The sequence below is a fragment of the Ruegeria sp. AF2 genome, assembly GCF_056542025.1.
In genome coordinates this window covers 354,776-376,783 of record NZ_JBQFZC010000001.1, presented here as the reverse complement: position 1 = coordinate 376,783, position 22,008 = coordinate 354,776, and the positions used below count along the sequence as shown (strand labels likewise).

The 22,008-nt window shown below is 53.8% G+C and carries 18 protein-coding genes; 3 read left to right on the top strand and 15 right to left on the bottom strand.

Annotation, left to right across the window (positions count from 1 at the left end; all coding sequences use genetic code 11):
* Nucleotides 1-118: 118 nt before the first annotated feature.
* From ACR0NM_RS01830 to ACR0NM_RS01805, 6 genes are all read right to left on the bottom strand, one after another.
* A complete protein-coding gene (locus ACR0NM_RS01830; protein WP_170733999.1) occupies nt 119-3,703 on the bottom strand; it encodes a hydantoinase B/oxoprolinase family protein in 3,585 nt (1,194 codons plus the stop codon).
* A gap of 71 nt (nt 3,704-3,774) precedes the next feature.
* Entirely contained in the window at nt 3,775-5,058 is a 1,284-nt protein-coding gene (locus ACR0NM_RS01825; protein WP_010441863.1) for a TRAP transporter large permease, read from the bottom strand.
* A gap of 4 nt (nt 5,059-5,062) precedes the next feature.
* Complete coding sequence (locus ACR0NM_RS01820) at nt 5,063-5,626, bottom strand: TRAP transporter small permease subunit (RefSeq protein WP_480439428.1); 564 nt, start codon at nt 5,624-5,626, stop codon at nt 5,063-5,065.
* A 64-nt stretch (nt 5,627-5,690) separates the two neighbouring features.
* The gene (locus ACR0NM_RS01815) at nt 5,691-6,728 is read right to left on the bottom strand and encodes a TRAP transporter substrate-binding protein (protein WP_170511034.1); all 1,038 of its coding nucleotides are present in this window, start codon (nt 6,726-6,728) and stop codon (nt 5,691-5,693) included.
* 20 nt (nt 6,729-6,748) lie between these two features.
* Nucleotides 6,749-7,564, bottom strand: coding sequence for a putative hydro-lyase (locus ACR0NM_RS01810; protein ID WP_170687396.1), 816 nt, complete (start codon nt 7,562-7,564; stop codon nt 6,749-6,751).
* Nucleotides 7,565-7,650: 86 nt separating this feature from the next.
* A complete protein-coding gene (locus ACR0NM_RS01805; RefSeq protein ID WP_170403851.1) occupies nt 7,651-8,532 on the bottom strand; it encodes a LysR family transcriptional regulator in 882 nt (293 codons plus the stop codon).
* A 361-nt stretch (nt 8,533-8,893) separates the two neighbouring features.
* Between ACR0NM_RS01805 and ACR0NM_RS01800 the strand changes: the two genes are divergently transcribed.
* A complete protein-coding gene (locus ACR0NM_RS01800) occupies nt 8,894-9,352 on the top strand; it encodes a hypothetical protein (RefSeq protein ID WP_170403745.1) in 459 nt (152 codons plus the stop codon).
* A gap of 167 nt (nt 9,353-9,519) precedes the next feature.
* Here ACR0NM_RS01800 and ACR0NM_RS01795 read toward each other — a convergent pair whose 3' ends face one another.
* The 3 genes from ACR0NM_RS01795 to ACR0NM_RS01785 all read right to left on the bottom strand — a co-directional run bounded on the left by ACR0NM_RS01795 (nt 9,520) and on the right by ACR0NM_RS01785 (nt 11,017).
* On the bottom strand, nt 9,520-9,933 hold the full coding sequence (locus ACR0NM_RS01795; RefSeq protein ID WP_170403748.1) for a VOC family protein: 414 nt from the start codon (nt 9,931-9,933) through the stop codon (nt 9,520-9,522).
* A gap of 181 nt (nt 9,934-10,114) precedes the next feature.
* Nucleotides 10,115-10,495 carry a VOC family protein gene (locus ACR0NM_RS01790; protein ID WP_170733998.1) on the bottom strand — a complete coding sequence of 127 codons (381 nt, stop codon included), beginning with the start codon at nt 10,493-10,495 and terminating at the stop codon, nt 10,115-10,117.
* Nucleotides 10,496-10,561: 66 nt separating this feature from the next.
* Nucleotides 10,562-11,017 (bottom strand): VOC family protein, encoded by a 456-nt coding sequence (locus tag ACR0NM_RS01785; protein WP_170733997.1) that lies wholly within the window; start codon nt 11,015-11,017, stop codon nt 10,562-10,564.
* 220 nt (nt 11,018-11,237) lie between these two features.
* Here ACR0NM_RS01785 and ACR0NM_RS01780 point away from each other — a divergent pair, with 220 nt between their 5' ends.
* Nucleotides 11,238-12,548, top strand: coding sequence for an MFS transporter (locus ACR0NM_RS01780; protein WP_170733996.1), 1,311 nt, complete (start codon nt 11,238-11,240; stop codon nt 12,546-12,548).
* Between the two features lie 205 nt (nt 12,549-12,753).
* Here ACR0NM_RS01780 and ACR0NM_RS01775 read toward each other — a convergent pair whose 3' ends face one another.
* From ACR0NM_RS01775 to ACR0NM_RS01755, 5 genes are all read right to left on the bottom strand, one after another.
* A complete protein-coding gene (locus ACR0NM_RS01775) occupies nt 12,754-13,305 on the bottom strand; it encodes a 2OG-Fe(II) oxygenase (RefSeq protein ID WP_480612942.1) in 552 nt (183 codons plus the stop codon).
* A 250-nt stretch (nt 13,306-13,555) separates the two neighbouring features.
* On the bottom strand, nt 13,556-13,825 hold the full coding sequence (locus ACR0NM_RS01770) for a hypothetical protein (RefSeq protein WP_170733994.1): 270 nt from the start codon (nt 13,823-13,825) through the stop codon (nt 13,556-13,558).
* A 401-nt stretch (nt 13,826-14,226) separates the two neighbouring features.
* Complete coding sequence (locus ACR0NM_RS01765) at nt 14,227-15,090, bottom strand: LysR family transcriptional regulator (protein WP_480612940.1); 864 nt, start codon at nt 15,088-15,090, stop codon at nt 14,227-14,229.
* Nucleotides 15,091-15,431: 341 nt separating this feature from the next.
* Nucleotides 15,432-17,006, bottom strand: coding sequence for a S1 family peptidase (locus tag ACR0NM_RS01760; RefSeq protein ID WP_170733992.1), 1,575 nt, complete (start codon nt 17,004-17,006; stop codon nt 15,432-15,434).
* 628 nt (nt 17,007-17,634) lie between these two features.
* A complete protein-coding gene (locus ACR0NM_RS01755; protein WP_170451108.1) occupies nt 17,635-18,297 on the bottom strand; it encodes a beta-phosphoglucomutase family hydrolase in 663 nt (220 codons plus the stop codon).
* Between the two features lie 527 nt (nt 18,298-18,824).
* Between ACR0NM_RS01755 and ACR0NM_RS01750 the strand changes: the two genes are divergently transcribed.
* A complete protein-coding gene (locus ACR0NM_RS01750; RefSeq protein WP_480612938.1) occupies nt 18,825-19,592 on the top strand; it encodes a sugar-binding transcriptional regulator in 768 nt (255 codons plus the stop codon).
* Between the two features lie 51 nt (nt 19,593-19,643).
* On the opposite strand, the gene ACR0NM_RS01745 is transcribed toward ACR0NM_RS01750, so the two are convergent.
* Nucleotides 19,644-21,992, bottom strand: a complete 2,349-nt coding sequence (locus ACR0NM_RS01745) for a glycoside hydrolase family 65 protein (protein WP_480612936.1) — start codon at nt 21,990-21,992, stop codon at nt 19,644-19,646.
* Between the last annotated feature and the right edge of the window lie 16 nt (nt 21,993-22,008).

Sequence of the window (22,008 nt, the reverse complement as noted above, 5' to 3'; positions counted from 1 at the left end):
AGCGAAGCTGGCCTCAGCTGTTTTTTCCGTAGCAAAAGAAAGCGTTTTCACAATATCCTGAGCAAGTCAAAGGCACCTTTGTATTACGAAAACCCTTCTTTCGTCGTATATCCCCAACTTAAACCGATTTGTTTGGTTGACCGAACCCACCGCCGCCGGGTGTTTCCATTACAAACTCGTCTCCCGAATGAAGAACTGACTGGTCGTTGCCACAGAGCTTTTGTACGGCTCCGTCGCTACGGACAATTGCGTTCTGTCCCGTCGCGCCGGGGGCGCCGCCTGAAGCACCGTGTGGATGGGTATCCCGGTGGGACGAAAGGATGGTCACGGTTGTTTCTTCTAAGAACCGCAACCGCCTGCGGATACCGTCGCCACCTTGAAACTCACCGTTCCCGCCTGAACCAGAGCGGATCGAAAACTCCTCCAACCGTACCGGGAACCGGCTTTCCAGAACCTCCGGGTCCGTCATGCGGGTGTTTGTCATATGGCTGTGTACCGCGCTCGTACCGTTAAAGCCCTTGCCGGCTCCGGTCCCGCCGCAGATGGTTTCGTAGTTTTGATAGGAGGCATTACCGTAGACAAAGTTGTTCATCGTGCCCTGGCTGCCGGCAATAACCCCAAGCGCGCCATAAAGGGTGTCCGCAATGGCTTGCGAGACTTCTGTATTGCCGGAAATGACTGCCGCGGGTGCGTTGGGATTGATCATCGTGCCAGCCGGAACAATCAGTTTCAAAGGTTTCATACAGCCTTCGTTCATCGGAATGTCGCTGCCGACCAACGTTCGGAACACGTACAAGACAACGGCACGGCAAATTGCCAGCGGTGCATTGTAGTTGAGGGGCGATTGATCGGATGTGCCCGAAAAATCGATAGTGGCGGTTCGGGATTCCCTGTCTACCGAAATTGCCACTTCGATTTTTGCCCCTCCGTCCAATGGGTAGGAAAAACTGCAATCTCGCAGGACGTCGAGAACCTGTCGCACGCTTTCCTCAGCGTTGTGCTGAACGTGCCCCATATAGGCGTGGACTGTTGGCAAACCAAACTGCGCCGATATTTTGCGCAGTTCGGCTGCGCCGGTCTCGTTCGCTGCAATCTGTGCCGCAAGATCCGCCATGTTCTGATCGACATTGCGACACGGGTAACGCCCTGAACCCAACAGGTCGCGCGCCGCGCCGTCTCGTAATTTACCCTGATCGACCAACAAGAAATTGTCGATCAACACGCCTTCTTCTTCAATGTGGCGACTGTCGGGCGGAGCCGAGCCAGGGGTCTTACCTCCGATGTCAGCGTGATGGCCGCGCGAGGCGACGGTGAACACGATTTTCTCACCTGCTTCGTCAAAAACTGGGGTGACGACGGTAACATCGGGAAGGTGGGTGCCGCCATTATAGGGGTTGTTCATCATAAACACGTCACCTGGACGGATTTTGCCCTTGTTTTGACGTAGGATCGTACGAACACTTTCCGACATCGAGCCCAAGTGCACGGGCACATGCGGTGCGTTGGCAACCAGATCACCGTTTTGGTCAAATATCGCGCAGGAAAAGTCGTACCGTTCTTTGATATTCACTGAATACGCCGTATTCGCGAGCGTTGCCCCCATCTGTTCGGCTATAGACATGAAAAGGTTGTTAAACACTTCCAGCATAACCGGATCGACATTTGTGCCGACTGCTTCAACCCGCTGCAGCGGTGTTTCACGCGTCAGGACCAGGTTGCCACCGCTCAGACAGGTGGCAGTCCAACCGTCTTCGACGACATTTGTTCCAGTTGGTTCGGTCAAGATCGCCGGGCCTTTGATCGATTGACCAATGCCAAGCTGCGTCCGATCAACAAGGGGAACCTGTTGGTGGTGCCCGCTGCAATAAAGCGTCACCGGAATCCGAGCGGCGTTGGTTGCGTCACTATCGGGCAAAGTGACCTGCTCACCCGTCTTTCCAATAGCCTCTGTCACCAGCATTTCGATGATCAGATCGCTGGTATCCGGCGCGAATCCAAAGCGCTGCTTGTGCGACACGACAAATGCGTCGCGCATCGAAATCGGGTCGGAAAATGGCACCGACAGACTTTGCTGAGCGTCCGCGGGACGGATATGGGCAGTTGCTGAGATCGAGATATCTACCTCTGCCACGCCCTGCGCCGCAACCTCGGCCCTGGCGGACTTCGCCAGAGCATCGCAGATATTCTGTGCCTCTGGATCCAGAATAAAGGACTGGAACTGATGTTCCCGGATCGCTGTGATGTCCGCCAAACCCATACCAAAGGCTGACAAAACGCCCGCATACGGGTGGATGAAAATCCGTTCCATCCCCAACGCGTCGGCGACCAGGCAGGCGTGCTGTCCCCCGGCACCGCCAAAGCAATTCATGGTATATTTGGTAACGTCGTAACCGCGTTGCACACTGATTTTCTTGATCGCATTTGCCATGTTCTCAACAGCGATGCGCAAGAACCCTTGGGCAAGTTCTTCAATCGACTTATCCGTACCCATTTCAGCCGCCAGCGCTTCAAATTTTCTGCGCACAATTTCCTTATCCAACGGTTCGTTGCCTTCATGGCCGAAAACCGACGGAAAATGATTGGGCTGCAGTTTGCCAAGCAAAACATTGCAGTCGGTGACGGTTAGCGGGCCACCGCGTCTATAGGCAGCAGGTCCGGGGTTGGCGCCAGCACTTTCCGGCCCGACCTGCATCCTGCCATCACGAAAGGACAGGATAGATCCGCCACCTGCGGCGACCGTATGGATCGACATCATCGGCGCACGCATCCGGACGCCGGCAACCTCGGTTTCAAAGAATCGTTCATATTCACCGGCATAGTGACACACGTCCGTAGACGTGCCGCCCATGTCGAAACCAATCAGTTTGTCAAAGCCGTGATCGGCAGCGGTGCGTACCATTCCGACGACACCGCCCGCCGGCCCGGACAAGATGGCATCACGACCCTGGAAAAGATCGGCGTCGGTCAAGCCGCCGTTAGACTGCATGAACATCAATTGATCGCACCCGCCTTCATCGGCGCCCAGAGCTGTCGCTACCTGCTCTACGTATCGACGAAGAATGGGTGACAAATAGGCATCAACCACTGCGGTGTCTCCGCGGCCCACCAGTTTGATCAGCGGGCTCACCTCGTGGCTAAGCGAGATTTGTGGAAACCCAACGGCACGCGCCAGCTCACCAATCAGTTTTTCATGAGCGGGATACTGAAAGCTGTGCATCAACGCGACAGCGACGGATCGGTACCCGTCCGAATAGGCCTTTTCCAACGCGGTTTTCGTTTTGTCGATATCCAGCTGTGTCACGACCTCGCCATCTGCCGCGACACGTTCCTCGACTTCGACTACGTCTTCGTACAGAAGCTCGGGCAGCTGGATGTTCAGGTCGAACAGGCGCGGACGGTTCTGATACCCGATCCGCAAAAGATCGCGCAGCCCCTTCGTTATGAACAGAATGGTTCGTTCGCCTTTCCGTTCCAGCAGCGCGTTGGTCGCGACCGTGGTTCCCATCTTTACCGCACGAATTGACCCTTTTGGGATGTCCTGATCGCTTTCCAGACCCAGCAATTCACGAACACCTTGTACAGCGGCGTCGGCATAGCGTTCAGGATTCTCGGACAGCAACTTATGTGTCTGCAAACTTCCATCCGGCTTGCGTGCAACGATGTCGGTGAACGTGCCACCCCGATCTACCCAAAACTGCCACATGGACATAACTCCTCTGCTTGCCGGCCAAACCGGCATTGAATTTCATGAAGGGGGAAGGAAGCCTCGGCGGTTTAGTACACCAAGGAAGGCAACCAGGTTGCGAGCTTCGGAAAAACCAAAAGAAGCCCGAGCATGACGAACATGGTAACAACAAATGGCAATGCGCCGCGGATCACATCCATCATCGGTCCTGCTTTCCTGATCCCTTGCACCACATAAAGGTTGATCCCTATCGGCGGTGTGATCAGAGCGGTTTCCAGAAGTACCATCAACAAGATGCCAAACCACACCGGATCAAAACCCAGCGCCACAACGATCGGGGTAACCAGCGGCGCCATGGTCAACAGCATGGACAACGTCTCCATGAAGCAGCCGATCAGGATCAGCACCGCGACGATCATCAACATGGTTTGCATTGGGCTCCAGCCCAGCCCTGTGACAAAATCGGTCAAAGCCTGGGTCAGGCCGATTATTGAAAGGACAAAGTTCAGGAACACCGCAGCTATAATGATCAGCATGATCATGGCGGTCGTGCGCATTGTGCCTTCGATTGCGTGACGCATGGTTTCCATCGACATCTTGCCGTTGAACGCCGCAAGCGCCATCGAGGCAACAACGCCCAATGCTGCGGCTTCGGTAGGCGTAGCCAGACCTGCGTAAATCGAGCCGACGACCACCATGAAGATGCCAAGAGGGGGGATCAGTGCAGGAAGCGCAGCAAGCCGCTCTGCCCAGCTGTGGCGTAATTGGTCCCCGCCCCATTCCGGCCTGATCATGCATGCCACAACGACGGTTGCCATGAACAACAGTGCCAGCAGAAATCCAGGCAGAAAGCCCGCCAGATACAGTTCCGGCACCGAAGTATTGGTCAACAAACCATATAGGATCAGGTTGATCGAAGGCGGGATGAGAATGCCGAGCGTTCCTCCGGCAGCCACGGTGCCGAGAAACAGCCGCTCGTTGTAACCCCGTTTTTTGATCTGCGGCACAGCCACCGTTCCGATGGTTGCGGCTGTGGCTACGGATGACCCAGACGTGGCCGCGAACAGGGCCGAGGATCCGATATTGGAATGCATCAACCCACCCGGCAACCATCCAAGCCATTTGACAATACCGTCGTACATCCGTTCGGTGATGCCAGCACGCAAAAGGATCTCTCCCATCATTACGAACATCGGGATTGCCACCAGCAGAAAGTCCGTGCTGGTCTGCCATGCCATATCCGATATTGCGCGGTGCAACGGCATCGGGCTGTCGGTCCATTGCAGGATCAGGCCCAGCCAACCCAACGAGGCGGCAATAGGAACGGCCAAACCGATGAGGGCAAGTAGGATCAGGAGTGTCTTGATCAGCATCGGTCTATACCGTCTCGTCTTCTATTTGTTCGTCCAGGGATTTCACGCCGATCAGGTCCTGCACTCCGGCCAGATCGCCTCGTAAGTATTGTCTGATCGCGGCCAGAGCGATCAGAACGCCCGAGCCTACAAAGAACATCCAACCCAAGAGCCACGGTATCTGGGGAATGGCCAACGGTACGCGCATCGGAGTAATCGACCGGGAACCGTTAGCCAGCGTGTCGGCCACCATACCCCACACCATCACAACGATGACCAAGGCAAATCCTGTCAAAAGCACGAGGCCAAACAGGTTGATAATTGGGTGCAGCACCTTGGGAATTGCTCCGAGCAGGGCGTCAACCCGGATATGCGCGCGTTCAAACAGCGCAAAAGACATCGCCAACGCGGTTGCCACACCGAAGGCATAGCCCGAGATTTCGTCCGCCCCGCCCAGCGAGATGTTGAAAACTTTGCGTAGAAAGACTTCGAGAGTGATGAGGAAGGCCGAAAACACGATCAGTGTACCACCCAGCCACGTCATCCAAAGGCTCAGCCTTCGCGCGCCGCCTAAGAGCTTGTCTAACATTTTGATTACCTGATGTTTTGTGGTGGGTCGGCGGGAGTTTGACCGCCCCACTGAATCGGCCGGATTACTTGGCTTCGGCTTTCAGGCCAAGGATCGGGCCAACGGTTTCATTCCAGTTTGCAGCACAATCGGCGCCGCAGCGTTCCGCCCAACGGGCCAGCACGACATCGGTCGCGATCTTGTCCCGTGCGGTCAAATCGTCTGCCGTGGGTTCGACGAGCGTCATGGATCCGGCTTCACCGATTTCACATGTGCCGCCGGTGATGCAGGAAATCGCAATATCATCTTCGGTTGCCGTCTCGGCCCACATGGAGTCCGTCAGAACCGCGAGTTCGGTTTCCAAGAGTGCCTGTTGTTCTGGCGTCAGGCTGTTCCATTTGTCCAGGTTCATGGCTCCGAATGCCAGACCCCAGCCAACACGCAAGGTATAGGCATGAGTGGCCACCTGGTTCCACTTGGCCGTATAGGCTGACATGGTGCCGGTGATCGCGCAGTCTACGACACCTTTTTCCAGCGCCGGAATAACCTCGGAGAAGGCGACAGTTACGGATGTGCCCCCGACACCTTCTACAAAATCACCCAAAGTCGTCGAGTAGACGCGGATCTTTTTGCCTTCCAGATCGGAAATTCCGTTCACTTCAGCGTTGCACCAAAGGGTTTGGCTTGGGAACGGGTACAGCATAAGCAGCTTGGCGTTGTAGATCTCTTCGAACGCCGAGGACAACGTGTCGAAATAGGCGTCGGCCACCTTACGCTGCGTGTCGATGTCCTGTGTCAAAGTGGACAGATCAGCGCCTTCGAAAATCGCATTTTCGGCGGCGACGTAGCCGGGCAAGCCAAAGGCAAAGTCGAAGACACCGTTCTTGACCATGCGCATGATCTCGAAGCCCTTTAGCCCCAAACCGGATTGCGACTGGATTTTTCCGACTATTTCGCCGCCCGATGCCTCGTTGAGCCGTTGGTTAAAGAATGGCTCTTCGTGTTTTTGGTAGTTGGTCAGGCTGGACCACGTTCCTACTGCGTTCAAAACCACGGGATTGTCGGCAAACGCTGCGGTTGTTGAGACAGCGAGCGCGCCGAGAGTTGTTGCGAGTTTCTTCATCTGGTTTCTCTCCTGTTGTATTATTTTGATTGATAGATGGGTGTTTCAGCGTCATCCGCGATGTCGGTGATCAGCATGTGCCCCGGCTTGTGCGTGATCGCGATTGAAGGTTTGGCATTCTTGATCGCAGCCTGTGGTGTGACGCCACAAGCCCAGAACATTGGCGTGGTGCCGTCTGAGACCGGAGCCGGATCGCCCCAGTCCGGGCTATTTATTTCGGCGATACCAATTTTCTCTGGCTCGCCCCAATGCACCGGCGCTCCGTGCGCCAGAGGAAATTTGCGTGAGATATCGACAACTTCGTCTACCCTGGCATCAGGGATCGCCCGCATACTGACAACCATTGGCCCCTCGAAAGGACCAGATTTGATCGTTTGGATATTGGTCACGAACATCGGCACTGTGCGGTCGTTTTCGATGTGCCAGAGCGGTACGCCGGCCTGTTGCAATGCATGTTCGAAAGTGAATGAGCACCCCAAAGCGAACGCCACAAAATCATCGCGCCACAGTTGCTTGAGATCATGAACCGTGTCGACGTGGATGCCGTCGCGATATACGTAGTAAGCCGGAGTATCGGTGCGGATATCAATATCAACTCCCAAGGTGTCCATGTTTGGATTGCCCGTATCGGAAACGCCGACAATCGGGCAGGGTTTTGGATTTCGCTGGCAGTAGCGCATGAAATCCAACGCATAATGTTCGGGCAAAATCGCCAGATTGGCCTGCAGGGTATTCCCGCCCAATCCGGCTGTGTGACCGCGATAGGCCCGTGACCTGATCTGCGCGCGCACAGACGCTGTTGTCGCAGATTTCAACGGCTCAAACAGATCGCTCATTACGACCCTCCCTAGTTTGGAATACGTTCGTGCGACTAGGGCATAAAATCAAATTGTATTATTTTTGTCTTCTACATAATATATTTTTATACCTGTTGAAGCGCTACATCTCGGGCGATGACCGCTGCGGCCTCAAGCAGATGATTGCGCGGATCACCCAGGTAAGAGGCAGAAAATTGAAGAGGTTCGGGAACCCAGCCCGGGTCGAATTCGACCAGCTTTCCCTCTTGCACCAGCTTCTTCGCTAGCGAGATCGGCAGCGCGCCAACACATAGCCCGGCCTCGACCATCCGAAAACAAGAAGACAAAGAAGAGGACGGGAACAGGGAGATTTCGGAACCGAATCGTTCGAAAAGTGCGGCCCTCAGTTCCCGGTACGGCCGGGTGTTCTTGGCGTAGGTCGCGATTGGGATGCCAGCCAGATCGACGTTTTGCCCTAGAGTTCCGCCTGCTGCCTGAAACCAGGCCAGTGGTACATCCGGAAGCACCACGTTGTCGACCGTGTAATCTGAGACCGGCCCAAGCAGAATACCCAGATCGATTTCACGCCCCAGCAACTGATCCCGGAGGTTCAATGAAATGTCGACGCTGATCTCGATCTTGAGAGACGGGTACTTTGCTCGCAATGCGCCGACAAATTCGGGCAGCCAACTTTGAGCGATAGTCTCGGACACGCCCAGGCGGATCAACCTGTCAACGGCGCTCGTATCCACAACGTGCTCTTCGACCAGATCTGAAAGGTGCTGAAATTGCTCGGCATAGTGGACAAGCATATCGCCACGCTTGGTGAGGCGCATGCCAGCGCTTTCACGTTTGAACAACGACGTTCCCAAACCATCTTCCAAGGACTTGATGCGAGTAGTCACGGCAGGCTGCGTCAGGTTAAGTACTTCGGCTGCCTTGCTGACACTGCCGAAGCGCACAACAGAAAGAAATGTTTGTAGATGTTCGAGTTTGAGCCGAGCCAAGTTGATCGCTTTCTGCTAAGAACGGTCCTGATCTTACTATCGTATTGTCTACGTTTGAATTGTCAGAGGCTATTGATGATGAACTTGTTGAATATTTATAGGAAACCAGACTTCCATTGAAGGTAATACGGCAATGGGATCAGATAATTACGGCCCTGAACTGCCGTTCACCGACACATGTCGCCGCTGCGGTGCGGCCCGTAGAACCGGCCATTCGCTGCAGGCGCAAATTCTCAGGACGCACGGACTCACAGTCAGCGGACAAAGCTGACTCTGCAGGTCTGGCTACGAGTTCCCTTCCTAGCAATAAATTCCGTAGGCTCTATCATGCTGGCTTTGCCCCACTGTCGAAGGAAACAACATGTTGCGTTCAATGCTAATCCCCGCAGTTCTTATTGCACCTCATTGTCTGACTGCTGCAGAGAAAGTGTCGGTAACGAACTTCTATGTCGTCAACCAAGAGCAAATTTCCGCGGGCGAGGACGTGTTCTGGAAAGAGGACAACTATGGGACTTATACCGTTGACGAGGGACCAATCGATCCTGGGTTTGTCCGGTGCGTTGGCTCGGGTTTCGGCGGACCCAGCGGTGTCAGTGGCGGTGGCGTCTGCGTTTATGGTGAAGAAGAAGACACGTTCACCATGAGATGGGAGGTTGTTGCCTTCGGCGTCAACAACTGGCGGATCGTTTCCTCGACCGGCAAATACTCGGGGATGACTGGAAGTGGAACGACCAAAACACGTGTGGCGTCAAAATTCCTGGCGCTACCGCACCGTATTTCTGACTGGGAAGGCGAGGTTGCCTTGCCCGCTAGGGATTGAAACTCGAACTGAAAAGGTCGGGGATGATGGTGATTTGAAAGGTTGGCAAAGCCCGCATTGGGCTCTCGCCGGACCTACACCGCCAGACGTTTGGGAGGACGTAGCGCAGCGCTTTTCGACAGTTTGTCAAAGCTCCGCATTTGGAGCACTGGTGATAGTTTGATGTCTCAACTGCTTTCACCATCTTTGTGGCAGACAACCTCGAGCTTAATGCCGTGTGGGTCGAGCCAATAGGCCGCATAGTGGATCCCGTATTGAGGAAACTCCTGGGGTTCGTCCAGAATATGTGACTTCCGCGAGAGTGCCCAATTGTACGCCTCATGCACGATCTCACGCTTTTCCACCGAGAATGCCAAGTGCTGTAGCCCGGTAGCGTGGCGCAAATAGTGCCCATCGTCCCTCGCCTGGTAGAAGAACAGCTGCGTCCCGAGTTTCCCATCCGGTCCGTAGTTGAATGCCGGTTCGGTTTTGAACCACTCCTTGAGGCCAAGGATCGGCATTAGCTCATCATAGTAGGCCTTCGCCGCCGCAAGATCCGGCACCGCGATGCCGATATGATCTATGAATCCCGTTCTGGGCATGACTGCTCTCCAGTTCTTAGAGCCTCATGGCCCCTACCTTAGCTGTGATCAGCCAGCAGATTTGTGCTCTTGGTTTCGACATCGAGGCTACATTGAGTATCGGCTAAGATGCAAAATTCGAAAAGCTTGTGCTCATTCTCGACCCTGGTTGCGTGGCTGCTATTGTGTTGCAATTCGTTTATTATGCCAGCTTGTTGCTTACCTCGACCAGATTGTCATCTGGATCACGGAAGTACACGGACATAAGCCTGCCGACGGCGCCCAGTTTCTCAGAAGGACCTTCCACGATAGTGACGTCATGCGCGCGAAGCTTCGCGGTGATTTCCTCGATTGGTGTGTCGGTCAGTAGACAGAAATTACCGCTTCCCGGAACGGTTTTTATCGCCAGATCCGGTGCTGTGCCTGCACCTTGAAGACTGATTTTGTTTGAACCGAAATGTAGGGACCATTTGCCGGGGCGTTCCTCTCGCGGAGTCATGCCTAGCAGGTGTTGATAGAACTCAAGCGTTACGTCGACATTATTGACGCAGAGAACGATGTGATCGAAGCCGTGGATGTTCATGGACAAAGCATACATTTGGTCAGTTTCGCTGCAAGAGGTGAGCAACGCGATTTCGATCAGACCAAACTATCCGCCCAAGCGGTTCTGAATTTGCGCACCTGTCAGAGTTTCAGTCGTCTTGCTCAGAATCCACGCATGCCCGAATGGGTCGAGAACGCGGCCCGCTCGCTTGCCAAAGGGACGATCCGCGAACTCGATAACAACTGCCCCGCAGAAGCCCACCATTGCCATGGCGATTTCATTCCGGATTTGCGAACCTCGGAGCTGACGCAGCATAAGCCCCTGCCCTGTTTTTCGAGACATTTTCAACGGCCCGTTGCCGACTTTGAGCGAGGCCATCAGGTGTTGCAGCAGAGCCCGCTTTGCCGACATTCGCTGCGGCAGTAAAATCTGGGCGAGCCTGAATTCACAGATCGCGGAAAAAACCGACTTTTGCAGCCACGACTTTTGCTCATGCTGAAAGTGCTCGCATCCGCAGCGGTAGACTTTTCGGTCGTGCAGTGATTTCCCGTTTGCGGCCATTCTACTGGGCGAATCCAGCCCGAGTTCAAGCTATGCTTTCGCTGGAATCAGCGCTTAAAATTGAACGCCAGCGAAGCGGGTTCCCAAAAAAGAAAAAACGAAATTCAGTTATGGAATTTTTGTAACTTACACGATTAGCAAAAACGACATCGGGTCGCTGCCAGGAGAGAAAAAATGAGGAAACAGGTTTGACTGATTCCCAGTCTATTGAGTACTTCTCATGCATGAACGCCGAATACCAGAATGGCTTCGCCATGCGCCAGCACCCAGCGTGCGGGGATTCGCCATTCTGGCGGGATCAGAGGCGATTGCCAGGGGTATTTTGATCTCTGTTTTTCCGGTAGCGATATACAACGCGCTGAAGGATGCGCGATTTGTATCCGAAATTTATTTCGCCATTGGCACAGTTTCACTCTTGATCGGTCTTCTGGTTCCCTACCTGATCCGGTTTGTCCCAAGGAGATGGGTCTATGTATTCGGCACTCTTTCGTACGTCGCGGGTGCGGTTGTGACGACCGTTGCGACCCCTGCTACCGTTATTGCGGGGCTTGCACTCACGACTTTCGCCGTTGTGACGACATTTGTGTGCTTCAACGCCTATGTGCTCGACCATGTTGCCAGGATTGAACTGGGACGTTTTGAGACATCTCGGCTTTTCTACAGTGCGCTGGGTTGGACGGCTGGCCCTGCACTTGGCGCGATATTGTACGAGTGGTGGCAACCTGCACCGTTCCTGATTGCAGCCGGTGCAGCGATTGTCATGCTTCTCATCTTTCTTGTTATGCGCCTCGGAAACGGCAGGCTCATCACCAGAAGCCAATGCGCTCCCGCAAATCCGTTCGCCTATTTCGGGAGGTTTTTTGCGCAACCGCGATTGGTTGCCGGATGGGTATTCGCAGTCGTTCGTTCCTGCGGGTGGTGGATTTATGTCGTATATCTGCCCATCTATGCGGTTCAGAACGGGCTAGGCAGCCAGCTTGGAGGGATTGCTTTATCGATTTCCAATGCCGCCCTGTTTTGCACCCCGCTGATGCTTAGGTTTATGCAGCGCAGTTCGGTGCGCGCAGCAGTCAGAACCGGATTCCTCATGTCCGGGCTGCTATTTCTTTTTGCTGGAGTTCCATTCGGAATCCCTGAAGTCACAATCGCGTTCTTAATGATGGGCTCGATTTTCCTGATCTTGCTCGATGTTTCCGCAGGTTTGCCGTTCCTTCTCGCAGTCAAACCTTCCGAACGAACTGAGATGTCAGCAATTTACGCGAGCTTTCGCGATGTTTCGGGTATTATTACACCTGGTGCCGCCTGGCTGGTTCTTCTCGTAGCACCGCTCTCTGGCGTGTTCGCCGCGGGTGGCGCAGGTTTGCTTTGGACGTGGATTTTGGCTCGTAAGCTGCACCCCCGGTTGGGTCAGACACGCATATCTGTCGAAAGTACTTCAAAGGCAGCTGGCAAAGTTGCTTCTGATATGGTGAGCCTGCCAAACTTAGTCCATGAGAAATCAGTCGCCAGTCGCTTACCGGCGGATACATAATAGAGGTCAGCCAATGAGTGACCAAAGCAACTCAGGCGTCAGTACCGTGCGGATTCCAGGATTTAGCAGATACGTTGGACTACAGGAAATGCCATTTCAGCGCATATGTTAAAGGCAAGCCTAACACTTTCGACTCTGTTTCCTACACGAAAGGAATCGTTAGCCTTGTAGTCTCGGATTCTTAATCAAACGAGTACGGAAATCATCACCGAAATGCCGGGCCATGCGCCCAGACCGTCAACGAATACCGATCACCATTCTCAACCGGTGTCACCTGATGCAACAAGAAGCTAGGAAAGATGGTCGCGCTGCCCTGATACCGGCTGGCCGTTACAGCATAAGCCCCCGGCATTATCTCCAAGTCTCCGCCGTCGTACATTCCGGGTTTGCTGAGTTGAACGACCAGCGACAGCTTTCTTTTTCGGGCGACTGGCCCGTCGCCGATATCGGAATGCCACGCAAAATGACCACCATCTGATGCTTTATAGCAGGCAATCTGCGGACTTTCGGCGAACTCGCTCAGATCGAAGCCAAACTTGTCGGTGTTGGAGCGATGGACAACATTGATCAGGCGTGACATCACCCAATCAGAGCCTTCAACGTCGTCCAGCCAAGTCACATCCGCTCTGCGCAGATTGTGATCCTTGTTTTGCCCGACAAGCAGAGCCTCGTTTGCCGGGGCTTTTTGTGATGCAGCAACAATCTGCTCACATTCCCGCGCGGTAAATGCACCGGGAATCGAATGAACTTCCAGCATTCTGTACACCATTTTTGATTGGTACTGAATTTTGCCAAGATGCACAGATGGCGCTGCGCTGTTTTCGACCTAAGAGGCTGAAAGCGACGTAATTTTTCTGCAATCTCAATTGTTTTGGGTCCAGCAATCCGGATTTGGAATTCACCCTAGACGTTCTCGGATCCCAAACGGTATGCGATGCGGGATCAGGGGACGCGAGCTTTGTGTCACCTGTGACTGAAATATCCAATATTCAGGCCTTGGGTTCCCCTCAGCCTCCTTTGAACCGGTGATTGTGTCCGCGCCAAGGAAGTTCGCCGGTTGTGTCCCATTCGTAGTCGCTCGGGCGCAAACGTCGTTCCCGGTTTTCTTTTTCCGGGTCGAATTCGGACGGGTCCCATATCTCGGCGGCTTCGTCCCAATCTTGTGGGATTTGCAAATCCTGCTGTTTTGCTGCCGAGCGCTTCGCAATCCCGAACCGTTGTGACGCAATGAAACGACTTATGTGTTCGGTAACGCGATTTACCCAGCGCCTATCCATCGATTTCTCCTTTCCCTCCACTTCGTTAGTTTAGGAGATCAATGTTCGTTTTCGGAGTGCAAAACCTTATGATTTTTTCTCAACCATGTTATCGACGATCTGAATAGATGTTTTTTTCAGTATATTGTCTCTTTGAGTGTCAATCCTTTCGATTTGGCAGACTTTTATTCCTCCTTATACTGATCTGGTCTCGATGGATGGCCGTGGAGAGAGAAATGCGTTTGCAAAGGTCTTTTGGTTGGAGGTACTGGGCCGTCATGGGCGGCGTTTTGATGGTCGTGATTACCGCTGGTTTAATTTTCGAATCTGGCAAAGAGCAGCCCGCAGCAACCGAAGCCCTGGAGGCTTCCGAGAACTAACAATTCGCCTTCTACATGGTAAGCCGCGAGTAGCTCGCCATCTCAGACCGTGACGGGAAACTGTTCTTTTGCAAAGGCACTCAATAGCTGGGCGGCCTTGCAGGGGAGGCTTTCAGGATCATCTTCTGCAAAAACGGCATAGGCGGCATAGGCAAACCGAGGAGCATCCTCAATTACCCTCAACCAACCGGTTTCGACTTCCTGCGCAACTACCCGCCAGGGGAAATATCCGGCGCTAGGCTGGGCTTTCAAATAGTTCAGGCCGAGAGTTCCAATGCCAAGCTGCAACATTGGCGTTGGTATTTCCGGGAAGTTCAGCAGGTGATCGGCACGGAATTCCGGTCCCCAGTCGATCAGAACATAGTTTTGTTCAAATGGGCTTCGCGAGGTATCGAAATCGCTGCTTACGAGTACGAAATCATCTTCGAACAACTGCATTGCGGTCAGCCCGACAGTGTTCCGCGGATCATACATCACAGCCAAATCCAGCGCGCCCGCAGTCGTTAGGCTCAGCAATGTTTCAGTTGAAACCGTAGACCCGTGAACCGCCACATTCGGCAACGCTTGCATAAATTCTGGCATCGCGTCGATCAGGAACCCGTCCCACAAGCTGGGCACAGCTCCGATTTCCAGAGCAGCTTCCACCGCATCAGGCAGGGAGGCGTCGATCCGGGCCTGTGTCCAGCACCTGACAAGTGCCTGCGCGTGTTTATGAAAGCGGTGCCCGGCCGGAGTAAGTGTAGCACCCGATTTTCCGCGCTCGAACACTGGTCGTCCGAGCTGTTGTTCGAGTGACCGAATACGCATGCTCACTGTTGATTGTGTAACGTAAACCTTGTTGGCAGCCTCCAGAAAACTGCCCGTCTCGACAATCGCCAGAAATGTTCGCGCGAGTTCAATATCCATGGGGCATCTATTCGATTTTCAAATATAATGCATGAAACAATTTCGCTATTCAACTAAAACAGTATGTGGCAGATTTGGCTCGTAGCATGAAACTGCTGCCGCTGTTCGGTTGCGACCCCAGGGTCTCAGAGTCCCCCATCTCGAAGTGAGTGTCGAAGAACGGCTCCCGGCAGCGCGAAGCATCTTTCATGCTACACGACCTGCCTCAGCTGATCGGGAACGTATTGGCCTGCGTTCCCGATCCACACAATGTTTAGACCGTACCTAAGCGCAGAGCTGGTACAGTTCTGAGCTATCTCTCTTGACGGTAACAGCCAGCGGGAATTTCGCCCCAGTGGCTGCTACCGGATTTCCTCCAGCAGCACTTTTAGGTGCGATACAGGAACCCCTATGTTGGAGCCGCCAAATTCGGGTAAGATCGCGGCGTTGATCGCGACCACCTTACCGCTTCGGTTCAAGGCGGGCCCACCGCTTCCACCGGTTGTGGTTTCAGCATCATAAACGACGGCACCGGGACTGGTCTGGGCGACGATCCCCCGGCTGGCCAGAGGCCTGATCTTGTTCTGCTCTGAAAGGTTTTTTGCAATTGTCCAGAAATCGACGGTGCCATCGGATTCAAGTGAATTCAGAAAGTTCGGCCCGGCCTGCACAATCAAGGCCTTAAGGCCGGTCGGATACCCAAGCAGGAAAACTTCTTCACCTGCACGCGGCGGGTCTGGTGCCAGTGAAAGCCCGAGCCCTTGAACACGGTTCGCATCAACGGACAGAAGCGCCAGATCGGCCGTTTTGCTTGCCCTAAGCAATACCGCTTCCATTGGCTTGGATTGTTCTGGCAGATAAGCCAGCAGATTAAGTATCTCGGCTTCAAGCCCTGCTGCCTTCAGGGCCTGTGCCCGATCCCCGGTCGTCCAGGGCAAGGCGACATGACGGTTGGTCACCAACAGAGAGGTGTCCTGCAACAGAAACCCGGTTCCGGTGAACTGAAACTCCGCCGGCGCGCCTGCCGCATCTGGTTCAATCCATGGTTTTCCGAATGGAGTTTTTAGGTTCTCCCCGTCCGGGCCAAGCACATGCCGCAGTAATTTGCCGCTTTCGGTTTGACGCAATCCGTAGGCCCCTTGGATAAAGGCAATAGAGCGCGTCGAGGCTGTGATAACTCGCCTTGACGCACCAGCGCGTTCTTCCAAAGTGCCAAGGCGCTGCTCGGTGGAAATTACCTGGTTGTCAAACGCTTCTCTGAGCGCGACCAGATCATCCGCCGTCAGTGCATCTTCTCGCGTCTGCGTAAGCATGACAGCAACCGCCTCGATCTTGAGAGATTCCTGTTTCAGGCTATCCGCCAGCTTCCGATCGTTCTGAAAAAGCAAATAGCCAAAGGCTGTAATCAGTAGAAGTAGACCGATAACGGTAAACCGGAACAAAACCGTGGTTTGTGATGTCAGTCGACGTCCGCCTTCGCGCAGCGCACTGGACATTTTGCTGGCGAAGGGTCGTCGGCTGGAGCGCGCATACACATAAGCGTCACTTATTATGTCTTCGACCGTGTGATGTGCAGGGAATGAGTGGTCACACATCCTGTAGCGCGACATGGGACCCTTTTCACCAAACTCGATCATGTCGCCATGCCTAAGAACTGCCGAAGCAGTCTTTTGACCATTGACCCAGATTTCCCGGCCGGGCAGCGCGTTTAGCGTGTAACCGCCTTGCGACCATTGAAAGGTCGCCACATCTTCGTCATGTGGGGGTACATCCTCTTTCCGCCTTATCTTCAGGATACGGTCTTGACCTAGTGAAGCGGACAAAGCGGTGCCGACAAGCCAGGTTACGGTTCCGCGAGACGGACCGGTCAAGCTTTCCAGAAATGCCCGGACATTGCCCGCTCCATATTCCGTATCGCTTTCATCCGGTAACCGCATGGTTCATCTCTGATCTTATGCGTTGCAAGCAGTTTATCATGCGCAATTGTGAAGCCGCCACAGCTTCCACGGAAAATGTTTGGATCGCGAGAACGGATCGTCAAGTTATAGATGACAACCCCATTTGTCCGGCTCAACTCCGGCTTGATAGACGTTCCCTCTACACGAGCAGCAGTGACCATACTTAACGTTTGCAACACTTCTGGTACTGCGGCTGCACCAAGCGAGAAATTCGAATTCACAGGCTAGGCTCACAGTTGACCTAGGGTGCATCACAGTATCAGCGACAGGGCCAGCAGACGGCCCAGTGCTGCCGTCCAGCGGACACCTTCGATGCTGCGGTGCGGCCCGTCAAACCTGCCGTTCGCTACCAGTACAATATAGGGTATCAGTCGAGCGAACAGTTCGCGGATTTTCTGGTCCTTCAGCCCAACGCCTCACAGGTGCGCAAACGGTCCCAACCGTGCCTTCCCAGCAGAGTCAAGCGCCGCATCGGAGCTTGACCGAAGCGGCCAATAGTCAAACTCGGGCACACGGAGTTGTGAGAGGTTGAGCACACGATACTGAATTTTAGGTGAAGTCTGTTATCTGTCCCTAAAAAATCCAGTTCTGTGTCGCAAAAAAGTATTTAGACAGGCAATTCCGACTTGGATTCGTCTATCTGCTCAATGTCAACCTCGGCCAGCGAAGAAATAACGCAATCCGCAGCCGTTAGTTCACTCTCGTGATCTTCATGAAGAAGACCTACGCAATAGAAACCACCATTCTTTGCCGCTTCGACACCGGAAGAGGAATCCTCGATCACGATACATTCATCCACATTAAGCCCCAGCCCGCTGGCGGCGGTGAGGAATATATCAGGGTTGGGTTTCCCTTTTTCGACATCGTCGCCTCCGATAACAACCGGAAAGGCATCCAACAAACCAGCTTTTTCAAGAACGGCTCGGACATTGGCGCTGCTGGAAGCGGCCGCCAGACCGTAACCCTCCGACTGGCATTGTCTTACGAGGTGCACAGCAGCATCGAAGACACGAAATTCGCCTCGCTCGATCATTTCAACATAATAGTCATTCTTTTTGTCTGCGGCGGTTCTGACTTCATTTTCCGAATGCCGGGTCATGACCGCTCGCGCCCCGTCATAACGAGGGCGCCCATCGACAAGCCGCCGGTATTCCGCCCTTCCAAACTCATACCCGTATTCTTCGAACATGCGTTTCCAAGCAGCAAAATGCGCCGGTACGGTGTCGACCAAAACACCATCGAGGTCAAAGATCAGTCCTTTGATCGGCATGCTGAATCTCCTGGTTCGAGCCTGTGCAAGAAACACGTAGCATGTAAGGAATTTTCTTCAATCGGCTGGCATGTGAATGTTTATCTGGCATAATTATTCACGCTGTCAGGATCCTGCTAACGAACAATATTGAACAAATGATCGACGTTAAAAAACTTCCATTTGAAGAACGCGCCCAGTGCGCTGCCTATATGCGCGCAACGCACAACATGTCACAGGTAGAGATAGGAGCAATTCTTGGTGGCCTGTCTCAACCGCATGTATCGCGGTTACTGAAACACGCTGAACGCCAAAACTACCTGGTCATCGAACAACGCTTCGTCAAAGAACAATTCTCAGACGAGTGGATTGCCCAGATGGACGAATTGCTGGCTCCTTCAGGGCTTAATTCTGATCTGAAACGATATTGCAACAGGAACAACCTCAGACCGCCTCGGCTTGGGGTGTTTGAAAGCGGCCCGGGGAACACCGAGGCTGCGCTGTCACAGCGACGGGCCAGATTTGGGCGAACGGCATCCGGGCGATTGATGGAACTGATCGAGAGATCGAACGTCGTAGGCGTTGCGTGGGGGCGAACGATTAAATCGCTGGCAGAAGGAATTGCCGCCTCAAGGCAACCCATAGATAAAACGAAAAAGACGGAGTTTGCAGCGGTATGTGCAGAATTGATGTCGCTGGCTCAGCATGGATACTCTGCCAGCCGGCTTGCCGAAACGTTTGATGAGCTATTTAACGATCAGCCGGAGGATAGCCCTCAGCTCACTGGTTTCCCGGCATACATACCCCGTCACTACGATGAAACCATGCGCCGTTCCATTTGGCAGTACATCTCTGACACCCCAGGATTTCACCGCGTGTTTTCGGGGCCTGACGCGTTGATTGGCAAAATGGATATGCTGATTTCCAGCGTTGGGTCTTCAAGCACTCCGGTTCTGGGCAGTTTTGAAGAGCTGGTTCAGGCAGGCGGGTTAAGGGCTGATGATCTTCGGCAATTGGTTGTCGGGGACCTTGGCGGTATTTTGATCCCGAGAACCGAGATTTCACAGGCCAAGATGGACCTGATTGACGAACTGAACGGGCTGTGGACCGGGATCAAAACAGAGCATGTCAAGGCCATAGCAGATCGGGCATTTGACGATCCTGACCAAAGTGGGGTTGTGGTCGTCGCGATTCAGAAGGAACGAGGTGATACGGTATTTGAACTGATCACCCGGGGGCTTGTTAACGAATTGCTCATCGATCACGCGGCGGCGGAACAACTGCACACGCGCGTTGCCGAGGCTCTTGCAGATTGACGATAGCACCTCGGCACACCTTGACCATTCCTGCGAGAATAATCTTGGTTGTCACGCTGGCTGCGGCGCAAAGACCACTTCCTCTCCTGCAATCAAGGTAACAGGATGACCCATTACCTCGATCGTTTCTTTTGTGCCGGGCGGAGCGATGAACTTAAACCGGCACTCGTCGTGGGAAATCGCGACCATGACGTCATTCCCTTTCCATTTCAGGTTAAACCGGATTCCGGACCATGCCTCGGGCAGCCAGGGTTTGAACGTCATCTCGCCGTGCTTGACCCGGAACCCGCCAAATCCACAAACAAGCGACTGCCAGGTACCACCGGCCGAAGCGATATGCATACCGTCTTGCGTGTTACCCTGATTGTTGACCAGATCAACAAAGGCAGAGCGTTCGAAATAGCGATGCGCCGAAGAGATGTCGCCGACTTCAATCCCCATGATCGAATGAATGGCGGGGCTAAGTGAAGACTTGTGCATCGTACGTTTCTCGTAAAACGCGTAGTTTGCCGCTTTGACCTCATCCGAGAACTCATCAGGTAAGAGATAGTTCAACATGATCACATCCGGTTGTTTAAGCAGCATTGAACCATTCAGCGAAAAGTGATCATGCCCTTCGGGATAGACCGGCATACGGTTTTTGTCCCATTCCGTGATAGGAATGTCCTGAAGCTGAAAGTACCCTTCAAACTGCTCAATCAGATTACGAGACGGGTCAAAGGGAACGTAGATTTTTTCGGCGGCTTCAACCCACTGCTCTACTTCGTTCGCTGTCAGCCCCAACCGGTTCAGAAGGTCATCGTGGGTCAGAGATGAGGTTTCGCTGAGTTCAGCAAAAACACGTGCGGATTGCTCCAGGTGCCATTTCGCCATTCGGTTGGTGAACGTGTTGTTGTCGACATGTTCGTGGAACTCGTCCGGCCCGATAACATTTGTCAGCTCGTACCTGTCCTTGTCTTTGTTCCATTCCAGCCGACTGATCCAGAACCGGCTGGTTTGATACAAAACCTCGGCACCGAAATCGCGAAGGAAATCTCTGTCTCCGGTCGCCGCAACATAACTGAGGATGCCATATGCCACGCATGCGGTGACGTGAATCTCTTCTTCTCCGGTCCAGATACGGTTCGCACCGTCCGCTGTCCATTTTGGCGTTGTCTCCACTCCGGTATCAGCAGATTCCCACGCGTACTGCGCGCCCTTAAGCCCATTCATTCGGGCGTTCTCAAGTGCGCCGTTCAACGTGTTGAAACGGTATTTCAGAAGGGCTTTGGCGGTCTCCGGCTGCGTGAAAATGTAGAATGGCAGCAGGAATATCTCGGTATCCCAGAAAACGTGACCTTTGTATCCTTCCCCAGACATGGACTTGGCGCCGATATTCGCGCGCGGGTCGTTTTCGTTGGCTGCTATAAGCAAGTGATATATGTTGAAGCGCATCGCCCGCGTTGCTTCAGGATCACCGGTCACCACACAATCACAGGAATCCCATTTTTCGCGCCAGGCTGCGGCACTTTCGCTTAGACATGCGGAGAACCCTTTGGCATGCGCGGTCTCACGGGAGGCTTCGCACTTGGCCGCCAATTCCGCGCCGTTCAGATCTCGCGATGTATAAATCGACACCAGCTTTTCGAAGGTCAGGCTTTGCCCGTTGAGCGCCTCGACAGAAACGGTTTGCGAAACCCGCTCATAATCACGGTTTGCGCCTTTGAACTCGCTGAAGGAAGGACAATCCAAGGCAGACGCCATGCCAATCGAAATGCCAGTGTCCAGAGTTAGAGCTTCGATATAGGACGCATCGCTGCTTGCATGTGACTGAGTGACCTTCATGTGCCGGCTTTTGGCCCACTTCTCCCATTTGACTTCGGGGTGGAAGACGGGATTTCCCTGATAAGCTGGCAGGCGGTCCAGATTGTACCGTTGGGCATCCAGGGCGCTTTCGACAGTGATTTCGGACGAGTGGTTTTCTGGTGTGACGGTTAGGCGAATGCCGCAAATATGCTGATCGGAAAAACTGGCAAAGCGGATGCTGGTGATGCGAGTGCGACGGCCTTTGCTATCTTCAAACACCGTATCTCGGTGGAGAAATCCGGTCTGCAGATCCAACACGCGCCTGTGTTCGATAACTCTGCACGTTTGGACATCCAGAATTTCACCTTCCACGCGCACCCGAAGCGGCAGCCAGGTAGGCACATTGACCTGATCGATCACCGTCGAGTCATGGTGATCGTAAACACCGGCCAGATAGGTGCCAGACAGCTCACCCTTGTGGCCCTCTTCCAGTGAGCCGCGTGTGCCCTGATAGCCGTTGCCGACCGTGAAAATGGTCTCCTTGAAGTTCGCTTCATCCAGATTGAATTGGGTTTCTTCGATCAGCCAGTCGCTACTGCTCAGCATTGTCTGCATGTCAGGGCTCCATTCG